Annotated in this window: 13 protein-coding genes; 5 read left to right on the forward strand and 8 right to left on the reverse strand. The window is 69.4% G+C overall.

All coding sequences use genetic code 11. From position 1 onward, the window contains the following. Positions 1 to 147: 147 nt before the first annotated feature. On the forward strand, positions 148 to 381 hold the full coding sequence (locus tag FJV41_RS25630) for a hypothetical protein (protein ID WP_141645177.1): 234 nt from the start codon (positions 148 to 150) through the stop codon (positions 379 to 381). Between the two features lie 209 nt (positions 382 to 590). On the opposite strand, the gene FJV41_RS25635 is transcribed toward FJV41_RS25630, so the two are convergent. Continuing rightward, positions 591 to 914: a hypothetical protein gene (locus FJV41_RS25635; protein ID WP_141645178.1), complete on the reverse strand. Its 324-nt coding sequence runs from the start codon at positions 912 to 914 to the stop codon at positions 591 to 593. A gap of 372 nt (positions 915 to 1,286) precedes the next feature. Here FJV41_RS25635 and FJV41_RS25640 point away from each other — a divergent pair, with 372 nt between their 5' ends. From FJV41_RS25640 to FJV41_RS25655, 4 genes are all read left to right on the forward strand, one after another. Further along, positions 1,287 to 2,615 (forward strand): reverse transcriptase family protein, encoded by a 1,329-nt coding sequence (locus FJV41_RS25640; protein WP_141645179.1) that lies wholly within the window; start codon positions 1,287 to 1,289, stop codon positions 2,613 to 2,615. A gap of 171 nt (positions 2,616 to 2,786) precedes the next feature. Beyond that, complete coding sequence (locus FJV41_RS25645) at positions 2,787 to 3,347, forward strand: hypothetical protein (protein WP_246137403.1); 561 nt, start codon at positions 2,787 to 2,789, stop codon at positions 3,345 to 3,347. Continuing rightward, the gene (locus FJV41_RS53860; RefSeq protein WP_246137404.1) at positions 3,340 to 3,903 is read left to right on the forward strand and encodes a hypothetical protein; all 564 of its coding nucleotides are present in this window, start codon (positions 3,340 to 3,342) and stop codon (positions 3,901 to 3,903) included. Before FJV41_RS25645 ends, FJV41_RS53860 begins: the two co-directional genes overlap by 8 nt. Next, a complete protein-coding gene (locus FJV41_RS25655; RefSeq protein WP_246137405.1) occupies positions 3,900 to 4,730 on the forward strand; it encodes a BUD32 family EKC/KEOPS complex subunit in 831 nt (276 codons plus the stop codon). The genes FJV41_RS53860 and FJV41_RS25655 overlap by 4 nt, the downstream gene beginning before the upstream one ends. Before the next feature lie 15 nt (positions 4,731 to 4,745). Here FJV41_RS25655 and FJV41_RS25660 read toward each other — a convergent pair whose 3' ends face one another. The 7 genes from FJV41_RS25660 to FJV41_RS54650 all read right to left on the reverse strand — a co-directional run. Next, on the reverse strand, positions 4,746 to 5,645 hold the full coding sequence (locus FJV41_RS25660; protein ID WP_141645180.1) for an STM4011 family radical SAM protein: 900 nt from the start codon (positions 5,643 to 5,645) through the stop codon (positions 4,746 to 4,748). Then, a complete protein-coding gene (locus FJV41_RS25665) occupies positions 5,642 to 6,958 on the reverse strand; it encodes an STM4012 family radical SAM protein (RefSeq protein ID WP_141645181.1) in 1,317 nt (438 codons plus the stop codon). The genes FJV41_RS25660 and FJV41_RS25665 overlap by 4 nt, the downstream gene beginning before the upstream one ends. Before the next feature lie 11 nt (positions 6,959 to 6,969). Further along, on the reverse strand, positions 6,970 to 7,764 hold the full coding sequence (locus tag FJV41_RS25670) for an STM4013/SEN3800 family hydrolase (RefSeq protein ID WP_141645182.1): 795 nt from the start codon (positions 7,762 to 7,764) through the stop codon (positions 6,970 to 6,972). Then, a complete protein-coding gene (locus FJV41_RS25675) occupies positions 7,755 to 8,507 on the reverse strand; it encodes an HAD family hydrolase (protein WP_246137406.1) in 753 nt (250 codons plus the stop codon). The genes FJV41_RS25670 and FJV41_RS25675 overlap by 10 nt, the downstream gene beginning before the upstream one ends. A 9-nt stretch (positions 8,508 to 8,516) precedes the next feature. After that, positions 8,517 to 9,662: an LOG family protein gene (locus tag FJV41_RS25680; protein ID WP_141645183.1), complete on the reverse strand. Its 1,146-nt coding sequence runs from the start codon at positions 9,660 to 9,662 to the stop codon at positions 8,517 to 8,519. Positions 9,663 to 9,691: 29 nt separating this feature from the next. Next, positions 9,692 to 10,780 (reverse strand): L,D-transpeptidase family protein, encoded by a 1,089-nt coding sequence (locus tag FJV41_RS25685; RefSeq protein WP_181790930.1) that lies wholly within the window; start codon positions 10,778 to 10,780, stop codon positions 9,692 to 9,694. Between the two features lie 199 nt (positions 10,781 to 10,979). Then, the coding region (locus FJV41_RS54650; RefSeq protein WP_141645185.1) for a tetratricopeptide repeat protein at positions 10,980 to 12,219 on the reverse strand (1,240 nt) is incomplete at its 5' end.

A 12,219-nucleotide genomic window follows, 5' to 3' on the forward strand; every position in this document is an offset into this window, starting at 1 on the left:
CAGCAGTTTCGGATCACACCCACACACAACCCTCCAGCAATCCCTTCATGCGCTGTCGGTCGAGCGACAGTCCCTGGAAGCTTCCTGTCTTGGATTGACGCCCTTCGGGCGCATCATTCCCGCCGCCTCACACCCCAGGAGTGACTGATGATGCGAAAGCTGGTTGCTGGAGGAGCGATGATGATGGCCCTCACCACGGGCCTGTTCGCCACCACGTCCATGCAGTCTCCACCGCCTTCCGTAGGCGGCGCGTTTGCCGAGGACCCCGCCACGCTGACGTCAGGCGAGCAGGCGGGATTGATTGGCAGATGTTCGGTCGACGGTTCGTTCTGCATCAACACGGCGGATTGTCAGCGCCGTGGCATGGGCACCTGCGGCTGACATCTCGGGATGACCGCAGGAAGGGACTCGCACAAAAGTGCGAGTCCCTCGTTCCTCGAACGTCCTGGGCTCGCGCCCCTCCGGAGCGGTCACGACTACAGTTACTGCATTGCAAGAATATCAAAATTGCCGTCCACGCCGCTCCAGTTCCTTGCAAGAGACCCGTTGAGTGACTCGAGTGCTTGCAGCGCTTGACCGGACAGTGTCTGTCACGCCAGTTCGCAATCTGGGACGCAGTACCTGACATCGATGAGGGTGCGCGTCTGCGTCAGATTCGACTGGCAACCCGCGTACAGCGTGGCGGGCTGCCCGTTCTTCCGAGTCGTGCCGCACTTCGCGACACAGGCCTGGACGTTCTCCAGCCAGTACACGAGGTCATTGTTCGGACAGTTGGGTGGAATGCCAATGCCCTGCTCCACACTCACAGGCGCCGTGCTGTCCGGTGCATCGGCGGCGGCCTCCACATCTCCACAGGCCGCGAGGGACAGGAAAGAAAACGTGGTCACCGCGATGGCAAGGCGAGACATGCGCATGTGCGACTCCTTCGGATGAGAGGAGTTGCCATGATGGACGCCACCCTCGCTTCGGCCCAGGCACCCCTGCCCAGGACTGTCGCGCCGAGCACGCCACCACCCAAGTGATGCATTCGGGTTGGAAAGCTGCGCGATAACGCGCTTCCCCCGCACCACTGGGACTTGTAGGGTGCCATCTGCCATGCGGCGGCTTGGATACCCAGCGGGTAGACGGTCCGTGGTGACACGGTCCGCTGCCTCTCCGGGGTACCCCCGGGGAATGATTTCGAGGAGCACAGCCCCACGCGAGGCCGGGACTGCGGCGAGCCGCAGTGCGGGCCACGCCAGACGGGACAGGTGGGTCCCAACCGCCGCATGGCGCACGAGTGAGGCATGAGCAAACGGATCGCCGTGGCGAATGCGCTCGCATCCGCCTTCCTCTCCGGGCCCTGGACGACCGCGGGACTCGTCGAACGCGGAGCCGAAGTCATCGGTGGCCGGACGCCGTGGCTCCTCTCGGTCGTACGGAGCACACGACGGTTCTTCCCTCGGCCACCGCACGCCCGCTTCGAACTGCTCGCGGAGATTCTCGCCACGCGTCCCGCCCTTCAGCGGGCCTGCGGCAATCCCCACGCTCCCGTGAAGATTCTCCACTGGGTCGCCACCGAGCCGGAAATGGGCCGCCAACCGTGGCCCGTTCCGTCACTCCCAACCCAGGCGGAGCTCACAGACTGGCTCGGGATGACCGACGCGCAATTGGGGTGGCTGGCGGATGCTCGCGGACTCGAACGCATGACCCCGCCAGGGCAGTGGCGGCGCTACCGCTACACCTGGATTCCGAAGCGCAGCGGCGGTGAGCGCCTCCTGGAACAACCCGGGCTGGACCTCTCGCGGCTCCAACGCAAGGTGCTGCACGGCATCCTGGATGTCATTCCGCCCCATGAGGCCGCATACGGGTTCGTCGCGGGCCGAGGCGTCCGCGGCTTCGCCGAGCCCCACGTGGGGCAGGCCGTCGTGGTGCGCGTGGACCTGGAGGACTTCTTCCTCTCCGTGAAGCCAGCGCGCGTCTGGGGGATGTTCCGCGCCGCGGGTTATCCCGACGACGTGGCCACGACCCTCGCGGGGCTTTGCACGACCCGAACGCCCAGCGGAGTGCTGGAGCAGGCCCGTCGGGCGGCGGATGGAGAAGCGCTCACCGCTCGCTGGCGACTGGCACGAAGGCTCGAGTCCCGGCACCTCGCCCAGGGCGCACCTACGTCACCTGCCCTCGCCAATCTCGCCGCATACCGACTGGATGTTCGTCTGTCGGCGCTCGCCTCGGCGCTGGGGGCCCGCTACACGCGCTACGCGGACGACCTGGCGTTCTCCGGAGGTGACGCCCTGGCGCGAAGCACCGGGCGACTGCTGCGATGCGTGGCGCGAATCGTCCGGGAGGAGGGCTTCACGGTGCGCACCGAGAAGACTCGCGTGATGCGCCGGGGTCGCCAGCAACGACTGGCGGGTGTGGTGGTCAATGAGCACCCTTCCGTGCCTCGGGCGGACTACGACCGACTGAAGGCCATCCTTCACCTGTGCCGCACTCGAGGGCCCGCGAGCCAGAACACCGGGAGCCATCCCGAGTTCCGCGCGCACCTGCTCGGCCGGGTGGCCTGGGTCTCTCAGCTCAACCCCACTCGGGGAGCCAGGCTTCGCGCGATCTTCGAACAGATTGCGTGGGAGTGAGGTCCCCGGTTCTTGAGTCACCCCAGGGATGAAACTCCACACCACGTGGCGGGATGAAGCGCGGGCCTGCCTCGGCGGTCCGTGGCTGCTCCTGGCGTCTCTGCATGCTTTGGGCCGAGAATCGCGGGCGTCGGCGCTCTTGAGGCGTCGCCGTGCACCCGGCGGTCCGCCATGGCCAACGCAGCCTCCCAGCTCACCGTCCTCCAGCCACGTGCCCTCCTGGCGCGACTGCGCGACGCCGCGAACCTGCTGGCCTCGCTCGCGCCCGGCACGCTCTTCGCGGTGGCGCTGGCGCTCGTGTCGAGCCAGCCGCGCTTCTCCTGGCTCACCGAGCCCCTGCGCTACCCCTGGGAGCTCTGGGTGGTGGCCCTCGCCGGCACGACAGCGACGGTGGCTGGGGTCGCGGACTGGCGATACCACCGCGTGGCCCAGTTGCGAGTCGGCCCCAACGAGCACCGCGCGGAGTTCCTCGCCCTGGCGGGTGGCGGCTTCCCGCTCTTCCTGCTGATGTGCGCCGCCTCGGTGGCACGCCGCCCGCTCGCGTTCCTGCTGCCCGTGCTCATCGTCCTCATCGGGACGGTGGTCCTCATCTGCTACGACGAGTTCGTCTTCCACCGTCGGCGGTGCGATGCCTGGGAGGCCCTGCTGCATCGGATCCTGCTCGGCGGCCATGCGACCGCGTTCCTCGCCTGGGCGCACTTCTGCTTCGTCCGCGAGGGCCTTCATGGCTGACCGCCCGCGCTCCCCATGGCGACGCGGCACCGAGCTGCTGACACGCGCCGCCCACCTCTACGACGCGCCGGGCTCGACGCTCGCCCACGAGGCCCGAGGAGCGTGGCGTGGGGGCTTCGCCAGCAGCGCGACGTGGATGGCACAGGCGCTCGCCCAGGTTCGAGGACGGCCCGTCCTCGCCGACTTGCCACACGCGGGCAGGTGGGGCGCGCTCAAGTACGGCGGGGCACTCCTCGCGGCCCTCGGTTGCTGGGGGCTCGCCGTCGTCCTCGGACTGCCGCACGCGCTCGGCTTCGTGCTCGCGGTGCTCGCGTTCTACGCCGCCGAGGTCCAGGGACTCTTCCTCTTCCCCCTGCTGATGGATGGCGCCGAGCACCCCTGGCGCAGCGGACGCGCGTTGCTTCGCCGAGCAGGCGGTACTGCGGGCGCCGTGGGTACGGTGCTCATGCTGGCGGGAGTGATGCTCCTCGGGGGGCTGGTCGGTCGCGGCTGGGTCCGCTGCTGGTGCCTGGGCTGTCTCGCGGTGGTCCACTGGTACGAGGACCTGCGAGCGTGAAGCTCACGGAGCTCTGGAATCGCGGCCTCGCCATCGCGATGGACGCCGTGCGCGTCAACACCGTGGCCCTGGAGGTCCGACCGGAGATCTCCCTCTGGCACAAGCAGCGCCGACCCGGCATGGGCGCGGTGATTGCCGCGGGCAATGTCTTCCTGCGCCTGTCTCGCAGCCACATCCGGATGTTTCCCTCGGCGAAACGCTGGCGGGACTGGGAGCTGGACTCCTTCGCGCTCCTCCACCCGGACCGCGCCGCCGAGGCACGTGGGGGCCGTGCCGTCGCACTGGAAGCCCTTCCCGGTGAGCGCCTCGACCGACTGCTCGCGCAAGGCCGACTCACCCAAACCATGGTCGAGGCTGCCGCGCGCGAGCTGCATCGAGCCCATGCTCTGACACCACCCCACGCCTCGCGCCCGTGGTCCCACGGCGATGCCCACCTGAAGAACCTCCTCTATGACGAGGCCGGACAGCGCGCGTGGCTCATCGACTTCGAGACCGAACACGACGCGCACCTCGCCACCGCCGAGCGCCACGCGGATGACCTGTTCGTCTTCCTGCTCGACCTGGGCGGACGCGCGACTCGGGAGCAGGCCCTCCCGTTGGCGGTGGCCTTCCTGCGTGCCTATCCCGAGCCTCACGTCCACAAGGCCCTGCGAGCCCGCCTGCGGCCACCTCGCGGACTGGAGCGAGCCCTCTGGAAGAGCCGCTCACATCACCTCCCGGAAGCACGGCTCCTGGAATGGCTGGAGCACCTTCGCCAGGAGGTGACGCGGATGAAGTCGACCTCGGGCGCGGAGGACGCACCGGAATCCCGCCCCCTCGCGACCTGACCTCGGTAATCCGCTCTACTCGCGCGGCGAGACCCGCGGGGCCACGTCCTGCCGCCGCCACAGGGGCTTCACCGGCACCCGCTCCAGGATGCCGGAGCCGAAGACCCGGTCCAGCTCCAGATAGTCCATGTGCACGTAGCCGATGTGACACCCGCACGTCGTCTTCGCGCACGGCCGAGGCCTCAGCGACTGGTCGAAGTCCGGAGCGTAGATGTTCCCAATCGGCTCATCGATGAAGTGACACCGGCGCGCCGTGCCCTCCCCGTCCACGGAGATGACCGACTCCCCTCCCCGGCACGCGCGGCCCAGGCTGGGATGCCGCACGTTGTTCACGGGAAACAACGGGTCCACGGCCGTGAAGCGCGCCACGTCCTCGGGTGAGTACGGCTCCTCCTGCCCGTCCTTCACCGCGTTGATCCACAGGTACGTGTCGTCGGACAGCTCACGGCGCAGCGCCTCCGCCTCCTCGGCGAAGCGCAGGAACCCCACCATGCCCGCGCTGTGCCGGACACCCAGCGACGTCAGCGCCTCGCACTGGGCCACGAAGCGACGGCGCTTCATCCACTCGGGATGGTACGTCGCCCAGATGCCGAGCTTCTCCGCGCGGCAGTCCTTCACCCAGTCCAGCTTGCACGACAGGTTCGTCTGCGCCGCCACGCGCTCCACATGCGGCAGATGCGTCAGCCGCGCCAGCGCCTGCTGATACCAGGGCCAGATGAGCGCCTCGCCCCACGGCGTGAAGAACACGGACACCGTGTCCCCCGTGCGCGCCTCCACCCACGCCAGGAACCGCTCCAGGTCCGCGCGGTCCTTCGCGAGTTCCTCGTCGGTGTGCTTCCACTTGCCGAAAGGACAGTACTCGCAGCCGTAGTTACAGCTCGACAGCGGCCCTCGGTAGAGCACGGTGAGCTTCATCGCCAGGAGTACTCCTGTGACAGCTCACGAACCCCCGTCGAGTGCAGCCAGGGGCCAATCAAATCCGAGAGCTCCACCCCCGAGGGCGTGAGCCGCAGCGCCTGACCGTCCCGCCGCGCCAGCCCGTGCGCCTCCAGCTCCAGCAGCTCCGGGAAGTCCTCCAGCACGTCGGTGCAGAACTGCTCGTGGTACGTCGCGAAGTCCACGCCCTCCGCCAGCAGCGACAACAGCATGTACCGCCGCCGCCGCTCCTCACCGTCGAGGCGGAAGCCATACCCCACTTCGCCAAAGGACTCCGCCGTGCGCGCGCTGTACGACGCGATGATGGAGCGCACCTCGCGCGAGCCGACGGCGTACTCCGACGAGTAGTGCACCTGTCCCGTGTACGAACGCGCCCCGCACCCCAGCCCCACCATGCCGTCCTCCTGGCAGCGGTACACCGGGCCCCCCGCGTCCGGCGCATGGCTCGCGCGGAACATGCGCATGGACACCTGGGTGTAGCCCTGCGCCAGCAGGAACTCCCGGCCCGCGCGATACAGCGCGATTCGCAGGTCATCCCACGCACGCGCCTTCTTCCCCAGGAACGTCAGCGGACGCACGTAGAGCGGATAGAGGTAGATCTCCTCGGGCGTGAAGCGCAGCGCCTGCCGGATGGAGTACAGGAACGTCTCCACCGTCTGGCCCTCCATGCCGTAGATGAGGTCCAGGTTCAGCGTCGGAAACCCCGTGGAGCGGATGAGGTCCAACGCCGCCTCCACCTGCGCCGTCTGCTGGGGCCGCTTCACCGCGGCCACCTCCGCCTCGATGAAGCTCTGCACGCCGATGCTCACCCGGTCCGTGCCCCGCGAACGCAGCGCCCGCAGCTTCTCCGCGTCCACCGTCTCCGGCGACACTTCCACCGAAACGGGGATGTGGTGCGGGTCCGCGCCCAGCACCTTCTCCGCCAGGTCGAAGACGCGATGCAGCCCCGCGACGTCCAGCAGCGTGGGCGTCCCTCCGCCCACCGCGAGCCGCGCGAAGCTCGCCGTGCCCAGCGCCGCCTTCACCCGGTGCGCCTCGCGCTCCAGCGCCCCGAGGTAGCCGTCCACCACGTCCTGCTTCGGCCCCGCCGCCGTGAAGAGATTGCAAAAGCCACAGCGCATCTCGCAGAAGGGGACGTGGAAGTAGAGGAACAGGGCATCGCGCCGCTCCTCGGCCCACACCGACTCCAGCGAGAGCGCTGGCGTGAAGGGCCGGTAGGCCGTCTTGTGCGGGTAGCCATAGAGGTACGCCACGTAAGGCGTCTCTCCCAGCATCTGCTCCAGGCGCGTCATGGTGAGGACTCTCACGACAGGGTGAACTCGGCGTAGGGCACCGTCCAGACGACGGGGTGACCCACGCGATGACCGTTATAGCCGTCCTCGCCGTAGGCCGTGCCGTGGTCCGAACAGACAATGCAGAAAGCCGGCCCCCGGCGCCGCAATGCGGCGAACAGGGGTGGAAGCTGACTGTCCACGTATTCCAGGGCTGCCGCGTGGGACGCGACGGAATCCTCGGAGGCCCCGGCCAGGTAGTGGCGGTTGGGCTGGTGCAGCGCGGAGACGTTGAGGAAGAGGAATACGCGCTGCTCTCGAGGAAGAGCCTCCAGGCGCTCGACGGCCAGGGACACCTGGTGCTCGGTGGAGCGAGGCTCGCGCACCCCCAGCTCGGGGCCCCAGTGGCTCTCCGCGAAGAGGCCCGGCAGCACGTTGCCCAGGGGGTTGAGCTTGTTGAAGAAGCCCACGCCGCCGATGCACACGGTGTGGTAGCCGCGCGCCGACAGGCCCGTGACGAGGTCCGGCGCGTCGAGCACACAGGTGCCCTGCCCCGTCGTCTCACTGCCCTCGAAGCGCATGGAGAACAGCCGCGAGTGCCTGCCAGGGCGCGCGGGGGTGGGCAGGAAGCCGGCGAAGAACGCGTGGTGCGCGGCGTACGTGAAGCTCGCGGGCGAGTGGCGCTCCTCCCACTGTCCTCCCGGCATCAGCGCGGCGAGGTGGGGAATGCGTCCCTCGGTGGCCAGCCGTGTCGCCACGTCGTGGCGCAGGGTGTCCAGGGTGATGAAGAGCAGGTCGTGCGAGCCGACCACCGTGTTCATGTCCATTGCGAGAGCACTTCCACGAGAGCCTCGTGTCGCGAGGTGATGCGCTCCACCGTGAAGGTCGGCGGCGCCAGCGCGGCGGGCCACTCCCGTCCATGGGAGACCCAACACGTGGCGAACCCCATCCGCGTGGCGCCGACGATGTCCCGCACCGGGTCATCCCCGATGTGGAGGACCTCCGACGGCTCGCGATTCACATGCGCCAGCGCCGCCTTGAAGATGGCCGGGTCCGGCTTCTCCACGCCCACCTCGCTCGAATAGAAGCCCTCTGGAACAGAGTGGTAGAGGTCCGCGTGAAGCAGCTTCCTGCGCTGCGTGCCGGAGAAGCCATTGGAGACCACGACGACGGGCTGGCGCTTCGACAGCTCCCTGAGCCAGACCGCCAGCTTCGGGTCTCCCACCACGAAGTCCGCGAGGTTCGACTGGAAGTCCGCCCAGAGCGCCTTCGCGTCGAGCCCCGTCTCGAACGTCTTCGTCACGTCGGCACAGAAGGCCTCCCTGTCGCGGCCTCCTCGCTCGTCGAAGGAGCGGAGCGTGACAAGGTCCTCGGCGCGACGGTGCTCGGGAAACACCTCGGGGAACCGGGCCATGAAGCGCTCGAAGTAGCGCCCGAACGCGGCCTCGCGGTCGACCAGGGTGTCATCGACGTCGAAGAAGAGGGCCTTCGGCCGCACGGGCCCGTACTTCCCAAAGGCCTTCGGCTTGTTCATCCACTTCTTGTCCTCGTAGTGGCGCTTGCGTCCCATGTCGGCGTCTCAGCTCGCGATGCGCGAGGCGCGGTCGTAGTCCAGCAGCGCCCCGAGGACTTCTTCCCGGGAGTCCGTCAGCAGCAGGTGCCGCGCGTACTCCTGTCCCTGCGCGAGCTGCGCCAGCAGGGGATAGACGGGGCGCGTCCGCGTCCAGAACTCGCGGCCCAGGAAGATCATCGGACTGATGACGCCGACGCTGTTGTAGTGGTTCTGGCAGGCATCCTGGAAGATTTCCTGGATGGTGCCGGCGCTTCCGGGTGCGTAGACGATTCCCCCTCGGGCGATGGTGAGCAGCCCGTCCTCGCGCACGCTGTTGGCGAAGTACTTGGCGATGTGCGTGGCGAAGGGGTTGGGCGGCTCGTGGCCGTAGTGCCACGTGGGGATGCCCAGGCTGGAGCAGGCGAAGACGTCCTTGGGCTCCAGCGGAAAGGCCTCGCGCACCTGGAAGGCCCGGCCCAGCCAATCCCGGTCCGTGTAGCTGGGGGCCTTGGAGAGGATGGCAAGCGCGCCGTCGAGTTCGGCCCCCGAACGCACCGCGAACCAGGCGCCCAGGTGAGTGGCCTCCATCGCTCCCGGACCGCCGCCGCTGACGAGGAAGAAGCCCGCGCGCGTCAGCTCCCGGGCCAGCATCGCCACCTCGCGGTAGTCGGGCTGGCCGCGCTTCATGGAGTGTCCGCCCATGATGGCCACCACCTTCCGGGAAGGTCCGGAGGCGGCGAGCAGGTCCTCCATCGCGTCCGTGACAGCGTGGTCATGCAGTCGCTGCGCGAGCGTCTCCAAGAGCGTGGGCGGCGTGCCACGACCGTGAGCCTCCCAGTGTCGATAGATGCGTGCGTCGAGCGTGTCCTCGTACGTCTCCGGGCGCATCGGGTCGAAGCCGGCGTACAGCTCCTCGGGAGAGTAGAGGCCGCCCCGGTAGGGCTGGTACGGCACGCCGGTGATGGGAGGGAAGACGAGCGCCCCATGCGCGAGCGCGGCCTGCAGGGCGTCCTTCTCCAGCTCGCACCCCAGGAACACCGTCCCGGCGAGCGCCGCGGTGCTCAGCTCGCGCGTGTAGCGCCGCAGGTCCAGTCCCTGGATGACGACGTTGGCCAGGCTGCTGCCATCGCGAAGGTGCCGCTCGAAGGCCTCGGGAGTCTCTAGCTCAATCACCCGCGAAGGATTCCATGCCTCGGGGCCGGCTAGAAGAGGACAACCATGGTGCCCTGCGGCATTCGCTCATACAGCGCGGCGATATCGCGGGGGTGGAACACGACACAGCCCCAGGACAGCCGACCTCCGCTCTCCTCCAGGGACCACTCCCCTGCCCACCCGTGAAAGCCGATGCCGCTTCCCAGTCGAGTGGTGGCGTCCGTCGCCTCGCGGGCCTCCCAGGCCCGGACGATTCGCTCGCGCGTCTTCGCGGTGAGCCAGCCCTGCTTCACACCCCGGCTCGCGTCCCACGGGTTCGGGTAGTTCACCCGCAGCCAGTGGCCGCCGTAGAACGCGGCGTAGGGCCCGGGGATGTCCCCGCGCAGCGTCTGGACGATAAAGTACATGCCGACGGGCGTGCGGTTGTCTCCTCGCTGCTGCTTGGGCCCCGCTTCCTGGCCAAACCCCACCTCCACGCGGGCCCGCTCGACACCTCGCTCGTAGAGCCGGAGCTGATTCCGCGCGTGGGAGATGAGCACCAGCACCGGCTCGCTCGCGGGTTGTGGCAGGCGGGAATGCTCGGCGGTGAAGCGCCGGGACTCGTCGGCGGACAGGAGGCGGCCGGTGTGCAGCGACACGGCGAGCCGCTCGGACGCGCCCACCTGGCCGAGCACCTGCCCCTTCGTGACGAGCGCGCCGGGACGAAGCGCCACGGACTTCAGCCCCGAGTACTCCGAGCGGGCGCGAAGCAGCTCATGGTTCTCGTGATACAGGTGTTCCAGCGTAACACTGTCACCTCGTGCGCCGACGGACAGCACGCGGCCCCGGGCCAGTGCTCGCACCTCGCTGCCCGGCATGGCGCGCGCGACATCTGGCCACGGCGCGAAGCCCTCCGCCACCGCGTGCTCGGGTCGAAGATACGACTCGAAGACATCCGGCGTGGAGGCGAGTGCGACCTGGGCAAGGCCCACCCAGGCGAGGCACAACAGCGGGAACCAGGAGCGTGGCGCGGCGGAAGTCACTCGCGGTGGACACTCGGCGCTCGCGGACCGTTCCGTCAACTCCCGCGTTTCTTCCAGGGCGGCGAGGTGGACGTCACTCGCGATGGACTCTCGGCACTTGGAGAATCCGTCATCCACTCGCGCGTTTCCTCCAGCGCGGCGCGGTGGACGTCGCTCTCGGGAGACTCTCGGCACTTGGAGAATCCGTCATCCACTCGCGCGTTTCTCGCGGCGCGGCGCGGTGGACGTCGCTCGCGATGGACTCTCGGCGCGTGGAGGGCCTTCCGTTGTTGCCGCCCACGTTCCTCACCGCGCGCCTCCCCGCCCGCTCACTGCCTCAGCGCCGCGCCTCCAGGGCTCGCAGCGCGGCCTGGGCCTGGAGCAGCTCCGGACGGGCATTGGCGGCGGCGGCGTCCTGGGCGGCGAGCTGGAGCTGCCGTGCCGCCTCCTCGCGCTCTCCCAGTCGCAGGTGGGCCCGCCCCAGCGCACAGCGCAGCAGTGACTTCAGCTTCCGGTCCCCGAGCATCCCCGCGAGTTGGAGGCCTCGCACCGCGTCCTCCTTCGCCAGCTCGGGAGCATCCGCCTGGCTGTGCAGGAGCGCGAGCCCATGGTGGGTGTACGCCATCCCTCCCCGGTCCCCCATGCGCGCCTTCAAGTCGAGCGCGAGCTGGAAGTAATGCACCGCCCGCTCCCTGTCTCCCGCGCGCGCATAGGCATCCCCCAGGTTGAACAGGGCCGTGGAGTGCTCCCACGTGTCCCCCGCGCGCTCCGTCCAGCGCAGCACCGCCGCGTACTCCGCCGTCGCCTGTCCGGGACGCCCCTGCCCCATCAGCAGCGTCCCCATGGCCCGGTGCAGCGCCGCCTCCACACTCGCCCGCCCCGGCCCCTCCTGGTACGGCGCCTGGAGCAACCTCGCCCGAGCACTCGCCAGGCGCGCCTCCGCCTCCTCGAAGCGCCCCAGCCCACACAGCGCGAGCGCACACAGCGCGTCCAACGAGGCCGTACAGACCAGCGCGTCCGGGCCCGCCGCGAGCTCCCCCACGGCCTGCCCCAGCGACACCACTTCCTCGTAGCGCTCCAGCGACAGCACCACCGCGGCCAGCTTGCGAAGACAGTGGAGGTGCTCGGGCGTCGCCAGCACCGCGCGAGGATCCTCGAGCGAGATGGCGATGCGCCAGGCGGACTCGGCCTCCGCTCGCTCTCCCGCCAGCCGGTGCGCGTCCCCGATTCGCTCCCACAGCACACGGGACCACTGGCGCGCGGCGTCCAGCGACAGCGACGCGGCGACGTCCAGCGCGACGCGGTACACCCCCAGCGCCGCCGCCGGCTCCAGCGCCGCGAGGCTCCACGCGGCGACCTCCAGCAGGTGCGGCAGCGCGCGCTGGGGCACCTTCGCCGCGAGCCAGTGGCGCACCACCTCCGCGCAGGCCCGCCGCCGCGACTCCGCGGGCAGGGCCTCGTACGCCTCCGCCGCGCGCCGATGCAGCGCCAGCCCCTCCGCGTCCGACGAAGTCACCTCAGGCGGCCCTGGTGGCCGAGCCCCCACCGCGTACCGCCCCCCCGAGACGGGCCTCAGC

Source organism: Myxococcus llanfairpwllgwyngyllgogerychwyrndrobwllllantysiliogogogochensis, from assembly GCF_006636215.1.
Classification (GTDB): domain Bacteria; phylum Myxococcota; class Myxococcia; order Myxococcales; family Myxococcaceae; genus Myxococcus; species Myxococcus llanfairpwllgwyngyllgogerychwyrndrobwllllantysiliogogogochensis.